Source organism: Bradyrhizobium canariense, from assembly GCF_900105125.1.
GTDB classification, from domain to species: domain Bacteria; phylum Pseudomonadota; class Alphaproteobacteria; order Rhizobiales; family Xanthobacteraceae; genus Bradyrhizobium; species Bradyrhizobium canariense_A.
Genome location: NZ_LT629750.1, coordinates 4,566,265 through 4,588,332, shown reverse-complemented (window position 1 = coordinate 4,588,332; position 22,068 = coordinate 4,566,265). Strand labels below are relative to the sequence as shown.

The window sequence follows — 22,068 nt, the reverse complement described above, 5'->3', positions numbered from 1 at the left end:
TCGATGGATCGGCTCAAGGGAAAAGTCGCAATGGTGGTCGGCGCCGGTTCGATCGGACCGGGCTGGGGCAATGGCAAGGCGACCGCCGCGACCTTTGCGCGCGAAGGCGCAAAGGTGTTTTGTGTCGATCGCAACGGCGCGGCCGCGGAAGAAACAGTTGGGATCATCACGGCTGAAGGAGGAAAGGCCGCTGCGTTTACCGCCGACGTGTCCCGCGCCGCTGACGTCGAAGCCATGGTTGCTGCATGCCTGAAGACCTATGGCCGGATCGATGTGCTCGACAACAATGTCGGCATCGCCGAGATGGGCTGCGTGGTCAAAGTCACGGAAGAAGAGTGGGACCGCGTCTTCGCCGTTAATCTCAAGAGCGCTTTTCTCTCGATGAAGCACGTCATTCCGGTGATGGCGCGACAGGGTGGCGGCTCCATCATCAATATCTCGTCGATCGCCTCGATCCGCCATCTCGGTATTTCCTATGTCACCTATGCCACGACCAAGGCGGCGATGAACCAGATGACGCGCACGACGGCGGTGGAATACGCGCCGCAACATATCCGGGTCAACGCCATCCTGCCGGGCCTGATGAAAACGCCGATGGTTGAGCACTCGGCGGGGCTTGCGGCAAGCTATGCCAAGGGCGATGTCGAGGCGATGTGGCGCGCGCGCGATGCGCAGGTGCCGATGGGACACATGGGAGAAGCCTGGGACGTCGCCAACGCGGCGTTGTTTCTCGCGTCCGACGAATCGAAATACATCACCGGGATCGAACTGGTGGTCGATGGCGGCATTACCTGCAAGGTGAGTTAGCTCTATCCCTGCGCGCTCAATTCCGCACGGTCGAGTTCTTCCTCGATCTGATGAAAGGCGTCGTCGCCGATCGCTTCGGATCGGCGCAGCCTGAGGATCGATCGTCGCGCCGCGCTGATGGCGCGCCGGCGCAGCGGGTCGGCCGGAAGCTCGCTGCTGGAAACGCCGCCAGTGGGATCGCTCTCGGCGCGCAGCAGCATAGCGCGATATTCCAGCCTCAGGATTTCGGCTTCTTCGGATGGGTCACCGTCGATCTCATCGAGCGCGGCGCGAAAGGCGACGCCGCGGGCACGGGCGACTTCGATGGCCACGGAGTTATCTTCCTTCAGCCGCAACGCCACGATCAGCGGGCGCAAGGTCAGGCCCTGGATGACCAGCGATCCCAGCACCACGGCGAACGCGGTCAACAGGATGAGATCGCGATACGGAAAGCCTTCGGGCAGCGCGAACGCGGCTGCCAGCGTGACAATGCCGCGCATTCCGCACCAGCCAATGACGATGCCGCCTTTCAGCGTAGGTACAGCCGTTGAGTTTCTGGGGTGAATGAGTCCTTGCGCGAGCAATAGCCGCATCACCGTGCCGTAAAGCATCACCCAGGCGACACGGGCAAGGATGACGGCAGCCAGGATACAGCCGGCCACGGCGCAATACTCCGACCGCACCACGTCGTCGAGCCGCGTCCAGATCGGGCGCAATTGCATGCCGATCAACATGAACGCCAGCACGTTCAGGATAAAAACCACGGTGTCCCACACCGCGTAGGCCGGCACGCGCAGCCGCGCCGGTGTGCGTGCCGGTGCGGTGCGGGCGATGGTGATGGCATAGGCGACGATGGTGAGAATGCCGGAGAGGCCGATGCGCTCGGCGACGATCCACACCATGAAGGTGCCGGCGAACTGCAGGATGATCGCGCTGGGCGCCTCGCTGACCCGCTCTGTCAGCAGCATCCAGATTCTGGCAAAGAGATGGCCGGCCACCAGACTGCCGGCCAGTGCCAGCACGATCGAAGGCGCAAACTCGCTCCATCTGGAATGCTGGACTGCGGCGGCGCCGACCGCGACCCGATAGATCAACAACGCGCTGGCATCGTTGAGCAGGCTTTCGCCCTCGAGGATTTTGAGGGTCCGGTAGGGCAGGTTGAGTTGGCGCAGGATGGCGGTGGCCGCCGCGGCGTCCGGTGGCGCCACGATGGCGCCAAGCGCGATTGCGGCAGCCCATGGCATTTCGGGCTGCAGCCAGTGGGCCAGCAACGCGACTGCCGCCGTGGTCACGCCGACCGCGACGAAAACCAGTGTTGAGACCGGCAGCCAATTATAGCGAAGGTCACGCAGCGAGGTGTCGTAGGCCGCATCCAGCAAGACCGGTGCGACGAACAGCGCCAGCGCCAGGCCCGGCTCCAGCGTCCATGATGGGCTCGATGGTACAAAGGCCAACAATGCGCCGCCGATCGCGAGAAAGGTCGGGTAGGGCACCTTGATCCGCCGCGCCAATGCCGACAGCACCACGGCGCCGAGCAACAAGCCAATGATCCATTCGAACGTGATCAAGCCTCGAATCCCCGCCGTCAACCGCAATCGATCGTGCATTTAGCATCAAAAATCGGTCGTCATCATCGCTCGATTCCACTTTGCCACGATCCGGTCTAGGATCGCCATCTAGCGGTGCTGAAAACTGAAGAGATTTTGCTGGGGCGGGCGATGTTGCGGTGGCGGGTGGGACTGAAGGCGGCTTTCGCCGCAACGCTGTGGGCGACCCTCATGCATGGCGCCGTTGCAACTGGCGCCGAGCCGACCACTGATCCGCAAGCCGATCCCGCGCCTTGCGTCGCGGCCGTGACGGCAAATGATGACGACAAGATCATCGCCGTATGCGGCGCGTTGATTGACGGTGAAAAGACCGCGAAGGCCGATCGTGTCAAGGCGCTGATCGCGCGGGCCCGTGTTTACGAACGCAAGGACATGATCGATCGCGCCATCGACGACTATGGCACCGTGCTGCGGCTCGACCCGACGCAGGCTGATATTTACAACGCGCGCGGAGAACTCTGGCGCAAAAAGGGCGATCGGCCCAGGGCGTTGCGGGATTTCGGCGCGGCGATCAAGTTGAACCCCGATCATCCCGCCGCCAGGAGCAATTATAAATCGCTGGCGCAGGAGCTCGAGCGTCTCGGCGCGCTTTTGGCGGTCAATAACAAGCCGAGCTTCAATTGCGCGGGCGCCAGACGCGCGGTGGAGAGAGCGATTTGCGCCAATCCCGAGCTGGCCAATCTCGATCGCGAGATCAACGCGGTGAATACCCGGGTCGTCAGCGACGCCACCCGCGACAATCCGCGCACCGGGCGGGCGATGCAGCGCGAACAGGACGATTTCCTCGCCCGCCGCAATGCCGCATTCGGCCAGTCGGACTATGATCTGCAGAAGGTCATGCGCGCGCGGCTGGATCATCTGCTGGCGATCGGGCGGAACTAACTCGGTGGCCGAAGGACGTAGCGTTTTCGGCTTGAAACGCCGCCGCTTCCCGTGACAATGGCACGTAACGAGCGTGACGGGAGAGACGCCATGAACATCCAGGAGAAGAGCCGCTACCACGAGGTCCATGCTCGTTCGCTTCGGGATCCCCAGGGTTTTTGGGGCGAGGCTGCGCTGGATATCGACTGGATCGAGCCGGCGAAGAAGATTTTCGATCCCGGAATGGGACTTTACGGCCGCTGGTTCACCGGCGCGGTGGTCAATACCTGCTACAACGCGCTCGACCGCCATGTTGCGGGTGGACGCGCCGAACAGGTGGCATTGATCCACGATTCGCCACTCTCCGGCAGCGTCACCAAATTCACCTACGCGCAATTGCTGCATGAGGTGAAAACGCTCGCCGCCATCATGCAGGATTTCGGCGTGGTCAAGGGCGACCGCGTCATCCTCTATATGCCGATGGTGCCGGAGGCCGTGGTCGCGATGCTCGCCTGCGCGCGGATCGGTGCGGTGCATAGCGTCGTGTTCGGCGGCTTCGCAGCCAAGGAACTGGCGACGCGGATCGAGGATGCCAAGCCGAAGCTGATCTTCTCGGCGAGCTGCGGCCTCGAGCCCGGCCGCATCGTGCAGTACGAGCCGCTGCTCGACGAGGCGATCAGGCTTTCCAGCGTCAAGCCGGAGGCTTGCGTCATCCTGCAGCGGCCGCGGCAATCATGCGAACTCACAGCGGGCCGCGATCACGATTGGGCCGAGCTGCGCAGCAAAGCCGTTGCCGCGAAAAAGTCCGCCGACTGCGTACCGGTTCTGGCGACGGATCCGCTCTATATCCTCTACACATCGGGCACCACGGGAAAGCCCAAAGGCGTGGTGCGCGACAATGGCGGGCATCTGGTCGCGCTGAAATGGTCGATGTTCAACCTCTATGGCGTCAAGCCGGGCGAAGTCTGGTGGTGCGGCTCCGACATCGGCTGGGTGGTCGGCCACAGCTACATCATTTACGCTCCGCTGTTTCATGGCGCGACCTCGATCATGTATGAAGGCAAGCCGATCGGCACGCCCGACGCGGGTGCGTTCTGGCGGGTCATATCGGAGCACAAGGCGGTGGCCTTCTTCACTGCGCCGACCGCCTTCCGCGCGATCAAGAAGGAAGATCCTGAGGGGAGGTGCATCCGGCAATATGATCTTTCGAAATTCCGCACGCTGTTTCTGGCCGGCGAGCGCGCCGATCCGCCCACAGTGGAGTGGGCCGAGCAGCAGTTGAAGGTGCCGGTGATCGATCACTGGTGGCAGACCGAAACCGGCTGGTGCATTGCCGGCAATCCGATTGGACTGGGCATGCTGCCGGTGAAACACGGCTCGCCGACCGTGCCGATGCCGGGCTATCAGGTCGACGTGGTCGATGAAGCGGCAAAGCCGCTGCCCGCAGGCAGCATGGGTTCGATCGTGATCAAGTTGCCATTGCCGCCGGCCTGCCTGCCGACTCTCTGGGAGCAGGACGCGCGGTGCAGGGAAGCTTATTTCAACGAATTCCCCGGTTATTACAAAACCTCCGACGCCGGCTACAAGGACGAGGACGGCTATGTCTATGTGATGGGCCGCACCGACGACATCATCAACGTCGCAGGCCACCGGCTGTCCACCGGCGGCATGGAGGAGATTCTCGCCAGCCATCCCGACGTCGCCGAATGCGCGGTGCTCGGCATCAAGGACGCGATCAAGGGCGAAGTGCCCTGCGGCTTCCTGGTGCTCAAGGCCGGCGTCACGCGCAATTCCGCCGAAGTGGAAAAGGATGTGGTGGCGCTGGTGCGCGAAAAACTCGGTCCCGTGGCGGCATTCAAGCTCGCGATTACCGTGGGCCGGTTGCCCAAGACGCGCTCGGGGAAAATCCTGCGCGGCACTATCAAGAAGATCGCCGATGGCGATCCATGGACAATGCCCGCGACCATCGAGGATCCGAAGGTGCTCGACGAAATTGGCGACGCGCTGAAGGAAAGGGCATAGAAATAACAAGCCTGCGGGAGCTGATTTCGGTTGTCATGCGCTGGGGGCTTGACCCGGGCATCCGCCATCACTCAATGAACGGCCTTCTTTTCGATGAATTGCGTTGGCAATGACGGAATTCAAAACACAGGACGGAATTCTGCATGCGACGAAACGCTCCGACACATCTCATCGCGCTGATGTTTGCGGCGCTTGCGCTTTCAGCCTGCGCGGCGCGCAACCAGGTCCCGGTCTCGAGTTCCGGTGACGATGACGATGCGTTCTGCCGCGCCAACAATGTTCAGGTCGGCTCATCCGAATATATCGCCTGCCGCAAGGACCGCGACACCGAGCGCAGCAATGCCACTGCGCGCGCCGATCGCCGCCAGCGTGATCTCGGCGAATACATGATGAACCATCCTGATCACCCGTAGCCAACGGCATTTTGGCATAAACGTGATTGCACTCGCCGCTGGAATAAAAAGGTGAGGGCTCATGTCCAATCGCAACCAAGGGATGCTTCGTAATTTGGAACAATTAAGGATTGTCGCGCTGAAGATATGCGGATAATATCAATCTGAAGCTGTTATCGATCGCGTTTGGTGAAGCGCCTGTGTCTGCGGCACGGAAATGCCTTCATGAATGATCGCTTTAACATCGACGATTTCATTCTGAATTTTGATCCTGCCGCACCGCAGGCTCGATTTCTCAGCGGACGGCTGGGCGCCGAGCTGGTTACCGCTGAAGCGGCACTACCGCGTCAGGTGCCGTGGCCGAATGGCTTGGCGCCGACGGCGATGCCTCTTTCCAAGCAACCTTCGGAAACAGACGATCTCTCCAAATTTCACGGCTATGATGCCGTCGTGGTGACGTGGACCGCGGCCGAGGCGTCGGCACTGGCCAGCTTGTTCACCCCCGCATTTCCGACCGCGTCATGGTATGAATACCGGCACGCGGTGAATACCTACATTCCCCTGGTGACCGGAGCAAAGGCCCCCTTCAGAGATACCGCGGCTGATATGACGCGGTACTACCACAGCCTGGGTTTGTATTTCCCCTGCACGATCGGTCAGGCAAAGGTGCTGCTCTTCAAGTCGGGTTTGCATCTCGACTATGACGGTCCTGCAACGCCTGTCTTTAAGTTGATGAGTGAATTGGCGCAGACGGTGGCGCCGAAAGTATTCATCACAACAGGAACGGGCGGAGGTATCGGCACGGATGTGAAGCTTGGTGATGTCGTGATCGCCGGCACGGTGCGGTTCGATTGTCAGGATCAATTTGCCAAGGAATCCTGGTCCAAAGCCAGTTTCACCCCGTCCAAACTCCCGCCGGGGGCCCTTGAGGCGCTTGTGCCGTCCTTAACAGGCGTCAATGCCGCGCGAATTGTCGGGGCGCGGCCAAACCCGAAATACTTTTCGGCAGCAAACGATACGATCGTCACAACGGACTTCTTCGCGTTCGATGACTCGACCAACCATTTTGGTCTGCAGGGGTTCGGACAAGTTTGTGACATGGGTGACGCAATGGTCGCTCGTGCACTGCAGGCATTTCCAGACATTCAATGGTACGCGATCCGCAATGCGTCGGATCCTCAAATCTCGAATCCATCCAATGACATCAAGGCCGCCCAAGAGCAGGCCGCGGCGATCTATGCTCGGTATGGCGGACTAACCACGGCCGCTAGTGCACTTGCCGCATGGTCAATCATTCAAACCTCGGTCGATTTCCTGAAGACTCACAAAGACGGGGCCGTTCGGCCCGGATTCAAACTAGGGAGAAAGCACAATGGCTGAACCCAAAAAGGAACGGCATTTCAAACTCGGGCGGCTTGCCAGAACCTACGATCCGCGCATCCCGCATTTGAGCGCCCTGCGGGCCGGAGAAACCATTCCAGCACCGCCAGAGAAGATCGATTATACGAAGGGAATGCCCGACGACCTCGGCATGATGCTCAACGACACACTCGGCGACTGTACCTGCGCCGCAGTTTATCACGCCATCCAGGTGTGGAGTTTCAACGCTGCCAAGAAGATCGATACTGAGCCGGACTCAGACGTGGAGAAGCTCTACATCCTCGCTTGCGGCTATAATCCGCGGGTTGGCGGCGAAGGCCCGGGAGGAGTCGAACAGCACGTCCTGACCTATCTGCTGAAAAGCGGAGCGCCGATCGGTCCGGCCGGACAAGGTCGCCATAAAATCTCGGCCTTTGTCGAAGTTGATCCACGCAACGTCGAGGATGTTAAAGGCACAATCGCGGATTGCGGCGTCGCCTATATCGGCTTCAACGTTCCAGCATACCTTGTTCCGCCACCACCAGCCCAGCCGCCCGCTGTATGGGACGTACACCCCAGTAACGCCTCGATTGTGGGTGGTCACGCCGTCGTGCTTGCAGGATATGACGCCAAGGGAGCGCGAGTCATCTCCTGGGGTTCATACTACACGATGACCTGGGCCTTCTTCGCCAAATATGTCGACGAGGTGTACGCGATTGCGGATCCAACCTGGGTGGAGAAGACCGGAAAAACGCCTGGCGGGCTGACCATGGAAGAGTTGGAAACCCAGATGAAAGCGCTTGCGGGGACAGCGTAGGGAACGCGTCCGCCGCTACCGCACCAGACTGCCTGACCCGCTCCGTCTTACTCCTCGTCCGGCTTCTTGCCGCCGATGGTCTTCAGCTTGGCGAACACCGCGTCGACATTGAGGTCGTCGCGCTGCTTCTCGGTCGGCTCGAGCTCCGGCTCCTTGCGGGTGGTCTCGGAGGCCGGCAGCAGGGTCGCGCCGCCATAGGTGGTGGTGACCGGCTTTTCCTTGGCCGCACGCTGGACCTCGAAATCGAGCTCGATCTGCGAGCACAGGCCTAGGGTCACTGGATCCATCGGCGTCAGGGTCGAGGCGTTCCAATGGGTGCGGTCGCGCACGCTGGCAATGGTGGTCTTGGTGGTGCCGACCAGCCGCATGATCTGGGCGTCCTTCAGTTCCGGGTGATTGCGCACCAGCCACAGGATCGCGCTCGGCCGCTCATGGCGGCGCGATACCGGCGTATAGCGCGGGCCCTTTTTCTTGGCAGCCGGCGGCAGGGTGACCTTGCTCTCTCCCAGCCTGAGACGGTAATTCGGGTCCTTCTCGCCCTTTTCGATCTCGTCGCGGCTGAGCTGCCCGGTCGAAATCGGGTCCATGCCCTTGATGCCCTGGGCGGCGTCGCCATCGGCAATGGCGCGGACCTCGAGGGGGTGCATTTTGGTGAAATCGGCCACCTGATCGAAGGTCAGCGCGGTATTGTCGACCAGCCACACGGCCGTCGCTTTTGGCATCAGCGGTGCATTGCTCATGGCAAATCTCCTTTGTGCTTCGCCCACCTTTTTTGGAGGCGAAGCCGTGGTCATCAGCGATGACGGGAATTGGGCCCTATATAAGCCCTCGGGGGCTAACCGCGCAATGGCCTGCTAAAGTGCCTTGACAGAGCCTGAAAGCAGTCCCAAGTCGTCAGTGTAATTGACCGTTCCCTGCCCGGCGGCGAGGGGTGATTCGGTCCGAGATCGCTCCCATGGCAGCCAAACCAGACCTGAAACTCGTGCTTTGTTCCCCGCGGGGCTTTTGTGCCGGCGTGGTACGGGCGATCGACACCGTCGAACGGGCCCTTACCATCTATGGTGCCCCGGTCTATGTCCGGCACGAGATCGTCCACAACCGCTATGTCGTCGACAGCCTCAGGACCAAGGGCGCGATTTTCGTCGAGGAATTGGCTGAAATCCCTGACAATACCAACGCCCCGGTGGTGTTTTCCGCCCACGGGGTTCCCAAATCGGTGCCGGCGGACGCCAAGTCGCGCAATTTCTTCTCGCTCGATGCCACCTGTCCGCTGGTCACCAAGGTGCACCGGGAAGCCGCGATCCATTTCAAACGCGGCCGCGAAATCCTGCTGATCGGGCATTCCCATCATCCGGAGGTGGTCGGCACGCTCGGCCAGTTGCCACCCGGCGCTGTGACGCTGATCGAGACCGCGGAAGATGCCGCGACGTTTGAGCCGAAGGACCCCGACAACCTGGCCTTCGTGACCCAGACCACGCTGTCGATCGACGATACCGCCGGGATCGTCGCGATTCTGAAGGGCCGTTTTCCGAACATCTCGGGGCCGCACAAGGAAGACATCTGCTACGCCACCACCAACCGCCAGCTGGCGGTCAAGAAGGTGGCGCCCGTGGTCGACGCCCTGATCGTGGTCGGCGCGCCGAACTCGTCGAATTCGCAGCGGCTGCGCGAAGTCGCCGAACGCGAGGGCTGCCCGATTGCTGTCTTGGCTCAACGTGCCAGCGATCTCGACTGGTCGCGCTTCGAGGGCATCAAGAGCCTCGGCATCACCGCAGGCGCATCGGCGCCGGAAGTGATCGTCGAAGAGATCATGGGCGCGTTTGCCGAACGCTACGAATTGCATGTGGAGACGGTCTCGGCCGCGGAAGAGAATGAATTCTTCCCGTTGCCGCGTTCGCTGCGGCCTGATGCCGCGGAATAAAAAAGATGGCGGTTTACACCGACGTCGCCGCCGATGAGCTTGCGGAATTTTTAAGCCATTACGACATCGGCGAATTGCTGTCCTACAAGGGCATCGCCGAGGGTGTCGAGAATTCCAACTTCCTGCTGCACACCACGGCGGGGTATTTCATCCTCACGCTGTATGAGAAGCGCGTCGCCAGGGGCGACCTGCCGTTTTTTCTCGGCCTGATGACGCACCTGGCCTCGCACGGCATCAATTGCCCGCAACCCCTGAAGAACAAAAGCGGCGAAGCGCTGAGCGCGCTGGCCGGCCGGCCGGCTGCGATCATCAATTTTCTGGAAGGCGTCTGGCCGCGCAAACCCAGCGCGGCGCACTGCGCCGGCGTCGGTCAGGCGCTCGCCAAAATGCACCTGGCGGGGCGCGATTTTTCGATGTCACGCGCCAACGCGCTGTCGGTGTCGGGCTGGCGTCCGCTGTTCGAACAGGCCGCGGCGCGTGCCGACGAAGTGCAGCATGGATTGCGCGCCTTCATCGAAGCCGAACTCGATTATCTGGAAAGCGGCGTCTGGCCTAAGGATTTGCCGCAGGGCGTGATCCACGCCGATTTGTTTCCGGACAATGTTTTCTTTATCGGCGAGCAACTGTCCGGCATCATCGATTTCACTTTTGCCTGCAACGACACGCTCGCCTATGACGTCGCGATCTGCCTGAACGCCTGGTGTTTCGAGGCCGATTGTTCGTTCAATGTCACCAAGGCGCGGGCATTTCTCAATGCCTACGGCCGCGAGCGTCAATTGTCGGACGCCGAGCAGCACGCGTTGCCGCTGCTGGCGCGGGGCGCGGCATTGCGCTTCCTGCTGACGCGTCTGGTGGATTTCCTCAACGTTCCACCGGGGGCGCTGGTGCGGCCGAAAGATCCGCTCGAATATGTCCGCAAGCTGCGCTTTCAGCAGAACGTGGCCAGCATGCGCGATTACGGCGTCGCAGCTTCGGGGCTGGTGGCGTGAGTTCGCTCCCTTCGGTCGTCATTCACACCGATGGCGCCTGCTCGGGTAATCCCGGGCCGGGAGGCTGGGGCGCGGTTCTCAAATTCGGCGATGTCGAAAAGGAATTGAAAGGCGGCGAGCCGCATACCACCAACAACCGCATGGAGCTGATGGCGGCGATCTCAGCTTTGGAGGCGCTCAAGAAGCCCTGCACCGTCGATCTCACCACCGACAGCCAATATGTGCGTCAGGGGATCACCGGCTGGATTCATGGCTGGAAGAAGAACGGCTGGCGCACGGCCGACAAGAAGCCGGTCAAGAATGTCGATCTGTGGCAGCGGCTGGACGCGGCGCTCAAACCGCACGAGGTGCGCTGGCACTGGATCAAGGGCCATGCCGGGCATGACGAGAACGAGCGCGCCGATCAGCTGGCGCGCGACGGCGTCGCGATGGCGCGATTGCAGCAAGTGGTCAGGAAGTAGGCGGACACCCAATGCATCCGTCATGGCCGGGCCTGTTCCGGCCATCTACGTCTTTCTTTTGAACCGCGCTCAAGAACGTGGATGCCCGGGACAAGCCCGGGCATGACGTCACTCTTGGAGCCAGATCGGCGTAGGAACGACTGAAGCTCAGAGCTGTCCAAGCAGCGTGTCGCCGCCGGAAACCTCGACCTTGCCGGGCGCGGGCTCGAGGTTGAATTTCTTGACCACGCCGTCTTCCACCAGCATCGAGTAGCGCTTGGAGCGGATACCGAGCCCGTTGCCCGAAGCGTCGAGCTCCATGCCGATCGCCTTGGTGAACTCGGCATTGCCGTCGGCGAGGAAAGTGGCTTCATCGCGCTGGTCGGTGTCGCGCTTCCACGCGTTCATGACGAAGGCGTCATTCACCGAGACGATCGCGATGGTGTCCACGCCCTTGCCCTTGATGGCATAGGCGTTCAGGAAAATGCTCGGCAGATGCATCTTGTGACAGGTGCCGGTATAGGCGCCGGGTACCGCGAACAGGGCGACCTTCTTGCCCTTGAAGACGTCGTCTGTGGTTTTGACCTGCGGACCTTCCGCCGTCATCACGCGAAACTTGGCTTCGGGCAGCTTGTCGCCAACTTTGATGGTCATCGTCAATTCTCCTTGAAATGTGCGGAAGTGTCATAGACCGGGCGGCCGGCGGGCACAATATTCGGTAGCGCGGGAACGGCAATGGCCCGATATGTTCACTGTTCTGTCATCAGCCGGAAAATCCTCCGCCGTCGAGAAAGGCCTGTTCTTGCGGCGTCGTCGAGCGCCCCAGAAGACGATTGCGATGAGGGAAGCGGCCGAACCGGCTGATGATGGCGGCATGGTCCTCGGCATATTTCAGGTTGTCGGTATTGCCGGTTTTGCGGAATAGTTCGACGCAGCGCTGCTGGTCGGCCAGATGCTCCGAATGCATGAACGGCATATAGAGAAATTCCAGTAGCGCCGGCTCAATGCGCCCATCGGCGCCGCGCGCAATGGCGCGGCCGGCGACCTCGCGGGCCTGGGCATCGCTTGAGTAGGTCCTGATATCGCCGCGAAAAATATTGCGCGGAAACTGGTCGAGCACGATGACCAGCGCCAGCGCGCCGTCGTCGTTGGCTTCCCAGCAGGACAACTCGCCGGCAGCCGCCTTCTGCCACAGTTCGGCGAAGCGGCTGCGCAGATCGGCATCGAAGGTGGCGTCCTGCCTGTACCAGCGCTCCGGACCAGCCTCGCGCCAGAATGAGAGGATTTCGGCCGGCGAAATATTGTCGATCACGTCGGTCATGACCAGGCGTTCGCATCATTGCTGGTTCAGGCCGCAGCCTTCTTTTCGTCGCGCAATTCACGGCGCAGGATTTTTCCGACATTGGTCTTCGGCAGATCGGTGCGAAACTCGATCTGCTTGGGGACCTTGTAGTTGGTCAGCTGCGTGCCGCAGAACTTGATGATGTCCTCGGCGGTGACGTTGGGATCTTTCTTGACGACAAACGCCTTGACGGCCTCGCCGGATCGCGCGTCCGGAACGCCGATCACGGCGCATTCCAGCACGCCGGGATGGCTGGCGATCACTTCCTCGACTTCGTTCGGATAGACGTTGAAGCCGGAAACCAGGATCATATCCTTCTTGCGGTCGACGATCTTGGTATAGCCGTCCGGCGTCATCACGCCGATATCGCCGGTGCGGAAATATCCGTCCGCGGTCATGACCCGCGCCGTCTCGTCCGGCCTGTTCCAGTAGCCGGACATTACCTGCGGGCCCTTGGCGCAGATCTCGCCGGCCTCGCCGAGCGGCATTTCGTTGCCGTCATCGTCGCGGATCGAGAGATAGGTCGAGGGGACGGGAAGGCCAATCGAGCCGGAGAATTTGTCGGTATCGGCGGGGTTGCAGGTCAGCGTCGGCGAAGTCTCCGACAGGCCGTAACCTTCCGACAGCGGACAACCGGTCGTCTTCAGCCACGCTTCCGCGACGGCCTTCTGCGTCGCCATACCGCCACCGAACGAGGTTTTCAGCTTGGAGAAGTCGACCTTGTCGAAGCCTGGCGAATGCAACAGCCCGTTGTAGAGCGTGTTGACCGCCGGGAAACTGTTGACCTGGTATTTCATCAGCTCCTTGATGAAGCCCGCCATGTCGCGCGGGTTCGGAATCAGAAGGTTGACGCCGCCGGCGCGCATCGCCAGCAGGAAGCACGCCGTCAGCGCGAAGATGTGATAGAGCGGCAGCGCACAGACGATGAACAGCTGGTCGACATGCGGCGGCTTGCGCAGCGCCGGTTGCAACCAGGCATCGTTCTGCAGCACGTTGGCGACAATGTTGCGATGAAGCAGCGTCGCTCCCTTGGAGACGCCGGTGGTGCCGCCGGTATATTGCAGGAAGGCGACATCGTCGGGTGTGATCTTCGGCTTGTTGAATTTCAAGCCGCGGCCGGTCGTAACCGCGTCATTGAACAGGACGGCGCCCGGAATCGAAAACGGCGGCACCATTTTCTTCACGCGACGGACCACCAGGTTGACGATCATGCCCTTCAGGCCGAGCAGATCGCCCATGCTGCCGACGATGACGTGCTTCACCGCGGTGCTGGCGATCACCTTCTGGACCGTGGTGGCGAAATTCTCGAGAACGATAATCGCCTCGGCGCCGGAATCCTTCAGCTGGTGTTCGAGTTCGCGCGGTGTGTAGAGCGGGTTGACGTTCACCACCGCGTAGCCGGCGCGCAGGACAGCCGCGGTCGAGATCGGATACTGCAATACGTTTGGCATCATCAACGCGACGCGCGCGCCTTTTTGCAGTCCCTTGCCTTGCAAATAGGCGGCAAGCGCCAGCGACATCTCGTCGAGATCGCGGTAGCTGATCGACTTGTCCATGCAGATGAAGGCCTTGCGGTCGCTGAACTTCGCAAAGCTTTCTTCCAGCAGTTCAACGAGCGATGCATATTGCGTCGCATCGATATCGGCGGGCACGCCGGCCGGATATTGCTTGAGCCAGATCCGCTCCATGGTAATTCCCTCCGCTCCATTTCCCGCAGATTGGGGCGGGATGCCCTTTTTATGCGTTATCGGTTTTGGACAATATTGGGCAATGCGGCGGCCCAAGGCAAGCGACTACAGGCGGCTGTGCGCTCGCCTCGCGGCTGGAGAGACCGGTCGGAAAGATCGAGCGCGGCTGCAAGCGAGCAGCCGCGGTTGTGTTAACCTGCGGGTTTGCCGGCGGCGTCGCTGGTGTTCTTTGGCGCGGGCTTGGTGGCCGGCTTTGCTGGCGTCTTTGCCGCCGCCTTGGGTTTTGCCGGCTTCGCGGGCTTATCGGTCGCGGCTGCGGGGACGGCGTCCGGCTTGGCATTGGCATGCCGAACCGGCTTGGCGTCAGGTTTAGCGTCGGTTTTGGCACCGGTTTTGGCGTCTGTCGCCGCGTCCGGCTTCTTCGCGGCGATGCGCGTTTTCTTGCCTTTCGGCCGCACCGCCTGCCTTTCGGAATCGACCGCCATGGTGGCGATCAAGGCGGCTCCGGTCTTGGTGGGGCCGGTGTAGACGGGGATCGGTTCGGAAGGCGCGGGCGCGGCTGCCATCAGGTCCGCAGGCTTCGTCATCGGCGGCTGCAGCCCGGCAGCGAAGAAGGTCGCGCCGGTTTCGCCGGTGCTCGAGCTCCCGGCATTGCCGGCAACGGTCGCCTCATCTTCATCGCTGGCCGGCTGCTTGTGCTTGCCGCCGCACATCTCATCATGCAGGTTCGGCGGCGACGCATCGATCGGCACCAATTTGTCCACGGTGCCGAGTGAGGGCTGGAGCCAGGACAAGGTATTGCTGGAAAAGCCACGATCGAGCAATTGCGCGGCTCTGACGGCGCGCATCGTGCCGGACGACGCGCCGAGCACCACCGCGATCAGCCTCCGACCGTCGCGCGTGGCCGATCCCACCAGATTGTAACCGGACGCACAGATGAAGCCCGTCTTGAAGCCGTCGGCTCCGGGATAGCGTCCGATCAGCTTGTTGAAATTCTGCGTGACCTTGCGGCCATAGCGGATCGAGGGAATGTGGACGAAATATTCGTACTCGGGCAAATCGTGAATGATCGCGCGGGCCAGGATCGCCAGATCGCGCGCCGAGGTGATCTGGCCGTCCGCGGGCAAGCCATTCGGATTGACATAGCTCGTCTGCGTCATGCCGAGCTGTTGCGCGGCTTGATTCATCATCACTGAAAAGCCGTCGATCGAGCCTCCGACGCCTTCGGCCAGCACCACGGCCATGTCGTTGGCCGACTTCACCAGCATCATCTTCAGCGCATTGTCGACGGTGAGCTGCGTACCCGGCCGGAAACCCATCTTCGACGGCGATTGCGAGGCGGCTACCGGCGACACCGTAAACAGCGTATCGAGCGTGATACGCCCTTCCTTCACCGCCTTGAGCGTGACATAGGCCGTCATCAGCTTGCTCAACGACGCCGGATACCACGGCATGGTCGCGTTGTCGGCCTGCAAAACCTTTCCGCTGTCAGCTTCGATCAGCAGTAACGCTTCGGCACTTGCGGCACGCGGCGCAACGATCGCAAGCGCGGCGACAACGACAATCCAGTTCAACGATGATTTGCGAAGCAACGGGCGAAGCAATTGCACTATCCGGTCCTTTGAGACCCGCCCGTGAAGGCGAGGTTCTGGCATCTGACGTTCGGTTTCAAGCGTATCCGGCGCCGTCGCTTGCGGCGGTGGCAAACCTATACCGGCTTGCTGTTCCAGAACAGAGGCCCCATGATTAAATCGTGGACGAAATGGGCCGAATTTCGACGACACTAAATCGTGACAGCCGCACTGCCCGCCGTCGGTTCACGCGCGCTGCTTGCATTCTCCTGAACCATGAATTGGGCTCGCGCGAGTTCCGCGAAGCGGCCGCCTTTCGCGACCAGTTCATCAAAGGTTCCGCTTTCGATCACGCGTCCATTGTCGAACAGCAGGATGCGCGTGGCATTGCGAATGGTCGAAAGCCGGTGGGCGATCACGAAAGTGGTGCGTCCCTTCATGACTTCATCGAGCGCCGCATTGACCCTGGCTTCGGTCACGGCATCGAGCGCGCTGGTCGCCTCATCGAGGATCAGGATCGGCGGATCCTTCAACAGCGCCCGTGCGATCGACAACCGCTGACGCTCGCCGCCGGACAGCATCCGTCCGCGCTCGCCGACATTGGTTTCGAATTTCCGTTCGCTGCGTTCGATGAATTCCAGCGCCTGGGCGCGGCCCGCCGCGATGCGCATTTCCTCTTCCGTCGCATCGGGCTTGCCGACGCGTAAATTATCGGCGATCGAGCGGTTGAACAGCAGCGCTTCCTGAAACACCACGCCGATATTCCTGCGCAACGCCGTCAACGTCAGGCCGCGGACATCCATGCCGTCGATCCTGATAAAGCCCGATTGCGGATCAAAGGCGCGATGCAGCAGCGCGATCGCGGTCGATTTGCCCGCCCCGGTCGGACCGACCAGCGCGATGGTCTGGCCGGGCAGCGCCATGAAGGAAAGGTCTTCGACCGCCGGCCGCTTGCCGTCATAGGAAAACGAGACGTCGCTGAACTCGACCAGGCCCGCGAGCCGGCCGGTATCGATCGCATCCGGGCGGTCGCGGACCGCAGGCACGGCATCGAGCACGTTGAAGAATTCCTGTAGCCGCGGCGCCTCCATGAACACGCTGTTGATGAAGCCGACCACCTGCTCGAGCTTCTGGATCAGCATGGTGGCGAAACTCACGAACATCACGATCTCGCCGACCGAGGTGAGGCCCCGCTCATGCAGCAGGATGCCGACGGTGAAGATCGCAAGCACCGTGATGGTGGTCGATGCCCTGGTGATGACCGTGACCAGCGCCCACCAGGACAGCACCGGCATCTGCACCGCCAGAAGCTTGTCGGCGACGAAGCGCAGGCCCTGCACCTCGGCATCGATGCGCACGAAGCTCTGCACCAGCGCGACATTGCCGAGCGCGTCGGAGGCGCGCGCGGAGAGGTCGCTGTAATGGGCCTCGACTTCGCTCTGCATGCCGTAGGTCTTGCGCACCACCAGCGTCGTCAGCACCGTGAACACGATGCACAGGACGAACAGCAGGCTTGCCAGCCGCCAGTTGATGTAAAACGCCAGCGGCAGCAGCACCACGAGTGACATCATCGCGGCGAAATGTTCGCGGAAAAATCCGAGCCACAGCCGCCACAATGAATCGGTGCCGTTCAACATCACCTTCATCAGGCGGCCGGAATGGGTGCCGGTGTGGAAGGTCAGCGGCAATTGCATGATGTGTTCGAAATAATTTGTCAGCACCGCCTGGCGTTGACGGTGCGCCAGCCGATCGGCGTGCAGCGCGACCGTGGCGCTGCAACCAATCGTGAACAGGCCGAACGCCACCCAGGCCGCCAGCAGCGGCCACGGCGACGGCGTCCCGAACGGGGCGGCTGCTGGCTTGCCGGACAGGACATCGACGATGCGCCCGAACAGCACCGGTTCGGCGAACTGCGCACCCGCCAGCAGCAGGTTGGCGCCGGCGAGAATCCAGCCCAGCCGGGCTTCCTTGCCGAGCAATTCCAGAACGCGCGTGTAGAGGCGAAGCAGGGACATGAAACGGGCGCTCGGACCAGCAGGACGGGGATGTTCCGGCCTGCATTCTAATCAGGGATGGCGGGAGAGATACAGCGCTCGCTCACGTTTTACTTAATTGATCAGGCGGCCGCCGAGGGGAGGCAGGAAAGCATCGTCGAAAATATCCGCTGCGGATGGACGCTTCTCGAACTTGAAATCCTCTGCAATCTGATCGATCGACCGCTCGAGGCGGGCCGGATCGATGCCGCCGATGCCGTTGCGCTTTACCTCACCGGTGAGGATGTTGTCGCTGATCACCGCGCGCAGGCGTTCCAACTCGATCTCGGGCGATCCTTCCTCGATCCGGCTTGCAACTTCATCCGCGCTCCGCTTGGGCTCTCCGATGGCGATATGCGTGCCGGCAATCAGCGCGCGCAGCAGGCCCTTCACGGCTTCCGGCTTCGCCGCCGCGAACGCCGGATTGACGATGACCGCAAACCCGTAGGCTTCGCAGCCATAGTCGGCGTATCTGATCACCGCGAGGTCATCGGCGGGAACGCCGCGGTCTCGCAAATTGACCGCCGACAAATACGAAAACCCGCTGACGGCATCGACTTGGCCGGCCGATAGCATCGGCTCCCGCACCGCGGCGCTCAACTTGCTTTGCGTCACGTTTGCGATCTTGATCCCGTTATGCCGCGCCAGCGCCGGCCACAACCGGATCGAGAGATCGCCTTCGGCGACGCCGAGTGTTTTGCCTTCGATATCGGAGAGGGCGTGAATGCCCCGGCTCTTGCGCGCGACGATGGCGTAGGGCGACTGGTTGAACAGCACGAATACCGCCTTGACGTGCGGTGCTTTGGATTTGCCTCGAAAGCGGATCAGTTCGTTGATATCGACCAGGGCGAACTCGCTGCTTCCTGCGGCGACGCGCGCGATCGCCTCAGCAGAGCCATTCGCAATGTCCGTTGTGACCGCAAGGCCTTCCGCACCGAACAGACCGTCGGCCGCCGCCATCACGAGCGGCGCAGCGCCGGCATTGATTGGCCGGTCGAGCGAAAACTGGATCGCGGTGGGTTGCTTCACTTCGCCTGCGGTCAGCCTGTCGACCGCACTGATGCAGGCAGAAGCCAGCAAGCCTGTGAACAAAGCCAAAAACCAACGCCGTGCCACGGTCGGATTTACGCGCATGCGAGACCATTTCGGGATCGAGCGCCAATGACGGCGCTCTGTATCTTGTTTGACGGCCCCGGCGATACCGCTGCCGCGCATCCTGGCTAATGGAATCTGAACGGTTGATGACCGCGATGGTTGATGACCCGCGTCGGTTCGCCGCGCATCACACGCTCAGCTTGTGGAACCCAACATGGATTGAATGGTTAGCTTTCATAGGCCTGTCAGGCCGGTATTTTTACGGAGGAAATTGTGATGTTCGCCCGAAAAGGTGCGTTTTCATCTGTTGGCCGCCCGGTCGCTATCGCCATGGTTGCGGCGCTGGCGCTGACGGCGATCGAGCCGGCAACGGCTTTCGCCGGCTCCGCGCCTGCAGGCAATGGCCTGTCTGCAGCAAATACGAGCCATGGCCTCACCGACGTCAGTGCTCGGCGCAGGACCTATCGGGGCGGTGGAGGCGCCGCGGCCGCGGCCGCCTTTGCCGGCATCGTCGGCACCGGCATTGCAATAGCCGCCACCCAGAACAGGCGCGCCTATTATGACAGTTATGACGGCTATTATGGCGGCGGCCCTGCCTACTATGGTGGCGGGCCCTATTATGGCGGATATGGCGGCTACCGGTCGGGTGTGCCTTACTTCAACGGCCATCCGAACGCCGGTTGGTAGTTATTAACCCTCGATCCAATGATCCGTCGGCCGCCTCGTGCGGTCGACGAATTTTTTATGACAATGGGGGTGGCGAGGCCGGCCGTTAACACGCTGGCGATGCATTTGGATTAGCCTTGCAGAATGAGTGATTCGCTTGAGCGGCTTTATTTAGCGGTGATCGCGGCCAAGGATCTCGATCCGGCGGTATCGCGAACCGCACGGCTGTTTCAGCGCGGCCCGGCCAAGATGGCCAAGAAACTGGCCGAAGAAGCCATCGAAGTCGTGATCGACGCCGTCAACGGCAAGCCGGACGCCGTGATCCGCGAGAGCGCCGACCTGCTCTACAACCTCACCGTTTTATGGGCATCATGCGGCGTACAACCCGAAGACGTGTGGCGGGAGATGGAACGGCGCGAGCACATGCTCGGAATTGCCGAGAAGCTGCCGAAATCGGCGGTGAAAATGCCGAGGCCTCCGACGCCCCGGGTCGCGAGGCGACCAATTGTCGCGCTCGAAAGCCGCAATCTGCGCAAGCGCCACTAAAGTCTGGTTCAGCTTCGCTGCATCGGACTCGTCGCTTTTTTGGGCATGATTTCTCCCGAAAACCGGTTCCCGTTTTTCGGGATCATGCCCTGGGCATCCCGCACATTCCCCAAATCCCGGCATGGACAAATCTGTCCCATGGTGGTTCATCGCGCCATGCTGAAACGAATTTACGACTGGTGTATCGACGCCGCGCACAAGCCCTACGCGCTCTGGCTCATGGCGGGGGTCGCGTTCGCGGAGAGCTCGTTTTTTCCCGTGCCGCCGGATGTGATGCTGGTCCCGATGTCGCTGGCGCGGCCGCAGCGGGCCTGGCTCTATGCCGCGATCTGCACCGTGGCATCTGTGCTGGGCGGCATTCTCGGCTATTCCATCGGCGCGCTGCTGTATGATTCCGTCGGACATTGGCTGATCAACCTCTACGGTCTGGCCGACAAGGTCGAGAGCTTCCGCGCTTCCTATGCCGAATGGGGGGCATTGATCATCATCGGCAAAGGCCTGACGCCGATCCCCTACAAGCTGGTGACAATCGCCTCCGGCTTTGCCGGGTACAATATCTGGCTGTTCGTCGTGTGTTCGATTATCGCCCGCGGCGGGCGCTTCTTTATTGTCGCGATCCTGCTCAACCGCTACGGCGAGTGGATCCGCATCAGGATCGAGCGTCATTTGGGACTGTGGGTGGCGCTGGGCGTGGCCGTGCTGGTGCTCGGCTTTGTCATCGCGTTTCGAATGCTCTGACGGCGGCTCTTGAGCCGCTTTGCCGATTCACGAGCTTGAGGTTACGCTCGCGCCCATGCTGGATGGGAGAAGCCAATTCGCCGAGCTGTTAAGGGCGCGGATCGCGCCCGTGGCCGCGATGACGTTTATCCTGACGATCGCCGCAGGCGTCGCCTGGTCGCAGACGCCGGCACCGCCTCCCCCAGGGACGCAGGAGCCGGTTCAGCAAGCGCCACCGGAGCAACCCGCGCCTGCGCAAGGTGAGCCCGCTTCGCCGCCCAGCCCGCCGGCGCACGAGAATCCGGGCCTGATCAACGAAATCGGAAAGATGTTCGGGAGGTTGCCGACGCTGAAGAGTCCTAGGACCAATCTACATTCAGGATTCACAGTTCGGATTAGCGATGATTCCTTGTGTTCCGGATCAATTGATTCGGAGCATAAGGCATGGTCAAGCGATATGAACTTACCGAGGCACAGTGGCGGCTGATCGCAGAGCTTTTGCCCGGCAAGGCCGGCGATCCTGGTCGAACCGGTGCCGACAACCGCCTATTCGTCAATGCTGTTCTGTGGGTCTTGCGCTCCGGCGCGCATTGGCACGACCTGCCACCTCGATATGGCAAGTGGAAAAGCGTGCACACGCGCTTCGCCCGTTGGGCAAAGAATGGCGTGTGGGAGCGCATGTTCGAGGCTCTCATCAAAGATCACAAGAACGAATATCTGATGCTCGATACCACCCTGGTTCGTGCCCACCAGCAGGCCGCGACCGGAAAAGGGGGGACCAAAACCAGGCTTTGGGGCGTTCCCGAGGAGGATTGACCACCAAAATCCACATGCTCGCCGATGCGCTTGGCCGGCCGCTGCGCTTTATCCTCACGCCTGGCCAGAGCGGTGACGTTACGCAGGCCGAGGCTCTCATCAAAGGCTCCGCTGGCCAATACGTCATTGCCGATCGCGCCTATGACAGTCGCGCCTTGCGCGAGGCTATCGAAGCGACCGGCGCCGCAGCGGTGATCCCGCCAAACCCTACGCGCAAGCATCCCCACAGCTACGATCCGGCACTCTATCGACTGCGAAATCGCATCGAACGCTGCTTCAACAAGCTCAAGCACTTCCGCCGCGTCGCAACCCGCTACGACCGCAGAGCGGTTCACTTCCTCGCCTTCATCCATCTCGCAAGTGCTATGGTCTGGACACGCTGAATGTCGATTCAGCCTAG

General features: G+C 61.5%; 21 protein-coding genes. 13 read left to right on the top strand and 8 right to left on the bottom strand.

Features of this window, described 5'->3' with window-relative positions; translation table 11 throughout:
• The first annotated feature begins 3 nt into the window (after window positions 1–3).
• Window positions 4–807 carry an SDR family NAD(P)-dependent oxidoreductase gene (locus BLV09_RS21845; protein ID WP_146688862.1) on the top strand — a complete coding sequence of 268 codons (804 nt, stop codon included), beginning with the start codon at window positions 4–6 and terminating at the stop codon, window positions 805–807.
• Between the two features lie 2 nt (window positions 808–809).
• Here the strand turns inward: BLV09_RS21845 and BLV09_RS21840 are convergent, their stop codons facing one another.
• A complete protein-coding gene (locus BLV09_RS21840) occupies window positions 810–2,354 on the bottom strand; it encodes a cation:proton antiporter (protein ID WP_167558847.1) in 1,545 nt (514 codons plus the stop codon).
• A 150-nt stretch (window positions 2,355–2,504) separates the two neighbouring features.
• Between BLV09_RS21840 and BLV09_RS21835 the strand changes: the two genes are divergently transcribed.
• The 5 genes from BLV09_RS21835 to BLV09_RS21815 all read left to right on the top strand — a co-directional run bounded on the left by BLV09_RS21835 (window position 2,505) and on the right by BLV09_RS21815 (window position 7,844).
• Entirely contained in the window at window positions 2,505–3,275 is a 771-nt protein-coding gene (locus BLV09_RS21835; protein WP_146691230.1) for a tetratricopeptide repeat protein, read from the top strand.
• A gap of 90 nt (window positions 3,276–3,365) precedes the next feature.
• Window positions 3,366–5,276, top strand: coding sequence for a propionyl-CoA synthetase (locus BLV09_RS21830; protein WP_146688860.1), 1,911 nt, complete (start codon window positions 3,366–3,368; stop codon window positions 5,274–5,276).
• A gap of 143 nt (window positions 5,277–5,419) precedes the next feature.
• The gene (locus tag BLV09_RS21825) at window positions 5,420–5,689 is read left to right on the top strand and encodes a hypothetical protein (RefSeq protein WP_100384409.1); all 270 of its coding nucleotides are present in this window, start codon (window positions 5,420–5,422) and stop codon (window positions 5,687–5,689) included.
• 204 nt (window positions 5,690–5,893) lie between these two features.
• The gene (locus tag BLV09_RS21820) at window positions 5,894–7,048 is read left to right on the top strand and encodes a hypothetical protein (protein WP_146688859.1); all 1,155 of its coding nucleotides are present in this window, start codon (window positions 5,894–5,896) and stop codon (window positions 7,046–7,048) included.
• Window positions 7,041–7,844: a hypothetical protein gene (locus BLV09_RS21815; protein ID WP_146688858.1), complete on the top strand. Its 804-nt coding sequence runs from the start codon at window positions 7,041–7,043 to the stop codon at window positions 7,842–7,844. The genes BLV09_RS21820 and BLV09_RS21815 overlap by 8 nt, the downstream gene beginning before the upstream one ends.
• A gap of 47 nt (window positions 7,845–7,891) precedes the next feature.
• Here BLV09_RS21815 and BLV09_RS21810 read toward each other — a convergent pair whose 3' ends face one another.
• Window positions 7,892–8,584: a DUF1013 domain-containing protein gene (locus BLV09_RS21810; protein WP_146688857.1), complete on the bottom strand. Its 693-nt coding sequence runs from the start codon at window positions 8,582–8,584 to the stop codon at window positions 7,892–7,894.
• 215 nt (window positions 8,585–8,799) lie between these two features.
• Between BLV09_RS21810 and ispH the strand changes: the two genes are divergently transcribed.
• The 3 genes from ispH to rnhA are packed head-to-tail and all read left to right on the top strand — an operon-like array spanning window position 8,800 to window position 11,215.
• Window positions 8,800–9,765, top strand: a complete 966-nt coding sequence (gene ispH / locus BLV09_RS21805) for a 4-hydroxy-3-methylbut-2-enyl diphosphate reductase (RefSeq protein WP_100384405.1) — start codon at window positions 8,800–8,802, stop codon at window positions 9,763–9,765.
• 5 nt (window positions 9,766–9,770) lie between these two features.
• The gene (locus BLV09_RS21800; RefSeq protein ID WP_100384404.1) at window positions 9,771–10,754 is read left to right on the top strand and encodes a homoserine kinase; all 984 of its coding nucleotides are present in this window, start codon (window positions 9,771–9,773) and stop codon (window positions 10,752–10,754) included.
• Window positions 10,751–11,215 carry a ribonuclease HI gene (gene rnhA, locus BLV09_RS21795; RefSeq protein WP_100384403.1) on the top strand — a complete coding sequence of 155 codons (465 nt, stop codon included), beginning with the start codon at window positions 10,751–10,753 and terminating at the stop codon, window positions 11,213–11,215. Before BLV09_RS21800 ends, rnhA begins: the two co-directional genes overlap by 4 nt.
• Before the next feature lie 147 nt (window positions 11,216–11,362).
• Here the strand turns inward: rnhA and BLV09_RS21790 are convergent, their stop codons facing one another.
• The 6 genes from BLV09_RS21790 to BLV09_RS21765 all read right to left on the bottom strand — a co-directional run bounded on the left by BLV09_RS21790 (window position 11,363) and on the right by BLV09_RS21765 (window position 18,962).
• On the bottom strand, window positions 11,363–11,848 hold the full coding sequence (locus BLV09_RS21790) for a peroxiredoxin (RefSeq protein ID WP_100384402.1): 486 nt from the start codon (window positions 11,846–11,848) through the stop codon (window positions 11,363–11,365).
• Window positions 11,849–11,957: 109 nt separating this feature from the next.
• Window positions 11,958–12,515 (bottom strand): DUF924 family protein, encoded by a 558-nt coding sequence (locus BLV09_RS21785; RefSeq protein ID WP_146688856.1) that lies wholly within the window; start codon window positions 12,513–12,515, stop codon window positions 11,958–11,960.
• A 26-nt stretch (window positions 12,516–12,541) separates the two neighbouring features.
• On the bottom strand, window positions 12,542–14,224 hold the full coding sequence (locus BLV09_RS21780; RefSeq protein WP_146688855.1) for a long-chain fatty acid--CoA ligase: 1,683 nt from the start codon (window positions 14,222–14,224) through the stop codon (window positions 12,542–12,544).
• 191 nt (window positions 14,225–14,415) lie between these two features.
• Window positions 14,416–15,834: a D-alanyl-D-alanine carboxypeptidase family protein gene (locus tag BLV09_RS21775; RefSeq protein WP_146688854.1), complete on the bottom strand. Its 1,419-nt coding sequence runs from the start codon at window positions 15,832–15,834 to the stop codon at window positions 14,416–14,418.
• Between the two features lie 173 nt (window positions 15,835–16,007).
• Complete coding sequence (locus BLV09_RS21770; protein WP_146688853.1) at window positions 16,008–17,810, bottom strand: glucan ABC transporter ATP-binding protein/ permease; 1,803 nt, start codon at window positions 17,808–17,810, stop codon at window positions 16,008–16,010.
• 93 nt (window positions 17,811–17,903) lie between these two features.
• Window positions 17,904–18,962, bottom strand: coding sequence for an ABC transporter substrate-binding protein (locus tag BLV09_RS21765; RefSeq protein WP_146688852.1), 1,059 nt, complete (start codon window positions 18,960–18,962; stop codon window positions 17,904–17,906).
• Between the two features lie 237 nt (window positions 18,963–19,199).
• Here BLV09_RS21765 and BLV09_RS21760 point away from each other — a divergent pair, with 237 nt between their 5' ends.
• From BLV09_RS21760 to BLV09_RS38875, 4 genes are all read left to right on the top strand, one after another.
• The gene (locus BLV09_RS21760; RefSeq protein WP_146688851.1) at window positions 19,200–19,610 is read left to right on the top strand and encodes a hypothetical protein; all 411 of its coding nucleotides are present in this window, start codon (window positions 19,200–19,202) and stop codon (window positions 19,608–19,610) included.
• A gap of 123 nt (window positions 19,611–19,733) precedes the next feature.
• Complete coding sequence (gene hisE, locus BLV09_RS21755; RefSeq protein ID WP_146688850.1) at window positions 19,734–20,135, top strand: phosphoribosyl-ATP diphosphatase; 402 nt, start codon at window positions 19,734–19,736, stop codon at window positions 20,133–20,135.
• Window positions 20,136–20,273: 138 nt separating this feature from the next.
• Complete coding sequence (locus BLV09_RS21750) at window positions 20,274–20,873, top strand: YqaA family protein (protein WP_167558846.1); 600 nt, start codon at window positions 20,274–20,276, stop codon at window positions 20,871–20,873.
• 423 nt (window positions 20,874–21,296) lie between these two features.
• Window positions 21,297–22,051 (top strand): IS5 family transposase gene (locus tag BLV09_RS38875; protein WP_433994351.1). Its coding sequence is split into 2 segments (ribosomal slippage): window positions 21,297–21,615 and window positions 21,615–22,051, totalling 756 coding nucleotides; the frame shifts between segments, so codons are not numbered across the junction.
• Window positions 22,052–22,068: the final 17 nt, after the last annotated feature.

Coding starts and splice junctions, on each gene's coding strand:
- BLV09_RS21845 (WP_146688862.1), top strand. CDS start 4: ATGGATCGGCTCAAGGGAAAAGTCGCAATGGTGGTCGGCGCCGGTTCG.
- BLV09_RS21835 (WP_146691230.1), top strand. CDS start 2,505: ATGTTGCGGTGGCGGGTGGGACTGAAGGCGGCTTTCGCCGCAACGCTG.
- BLV09_RS21830 (WP_146688860.1), top strand. CDS start 3,366: ATGAACATCCAGGAGAAGAGCCGCTACCACGAGGTCCATGCTCGTTCG.
- BLV09_RS21825 (WP_100384409.1), top strand. CDS start 5,420: ATGCGACGAAACGCTCCGACACATCTCATCGCGCTGATGTTTGCGGCG.
- BLV09_RS21820 (WP_146688859.1), top strand. CDS start 5,894: ATGAATGATCGCTTTAACATCGACGATTTCATTCTGAATTTTGATCCT.
- BLV09_RS21815 (WP_146688858.1), top strand. CDS start 7,041: ATGGCTGAACCCAAAAAGGAACGGCATTTCAAACTCGGGCGGCTTGCC.
- BLV09_RS21810 (WP_146688857.1), bottom strand. CDS start 8,584: ATGAGCAATGCACCGCTGATGCCAAAAGCGACGGCCGTGTGGCTGGTC.
- ispH (WP_100384405.1), top strand. CDS start 8,800: ATGGCAGCCAAACCAGACCTGAAACTCGTGCTTTGTTCCCCGCGGGGC.
- BLV09_RS21800 (WP_100384404.1), top strand. CDS start 9,771: ATGGCGGTTTACACCGACGTCGCCGCCGATGAGCTTGCGGAATTTTTA.
- BLV09_RS21790 (WP_100384402.1), bottom strand. CDS start 11,848: ATGACCATCAAAGTTGGCGACAAGCTGCCCGAAGCCAAGTTTCGCGTG.
- BLV09_RS21785 (WP_146688856.1), bottom strand. CDS start 12,515: ATGACCGACGTGATCGACAATATTTCGCCGGCCGAAATCCTCTCATTC.
- BLV09_RS21780 (WP_146688855.1), bottom strand. CDS start 14,224: ATGGAGCGGATCTGGCTCAAGCAATATCCGGCCGGCGTGCCCGCCGAT.
- BLV09_RS21770 (WP_146688853.1), bottom strand. CDS start 17,810: ATGTCCCTGCTTCGCCTCTACACGCGCGTTCTGGAATTGCTCGGCAAG.
- BLV09_RS21765 (WP_146688852.1), bottom strand. CDS start 18,962: ATGCGCGTAAATCCGACCGTGGCACGGCGTTGGTTTTTGGCTTTGTTC.
- BLV09_RS21760 (WP_146688851.1), top strand. CDS start 19,200: ATGTTCGCCCGAAAAGGTGCGTTTTCATCTGTTGGCCGCCCGGTCGCT.
- hisE (WP_146688850.1), top strand. CDS start 19,734: ATGAGTGATTCGCTTGAGCGGCTTTATTTAGCGGTGATCGCGGCCAAG.
- BLV09_RS21750 (WP_167558846.1), top strand. CDS start 20,274: ATGGTGGTTCATCGCGCCATGCTGAAACGAATTTACGACTGGTGTATC.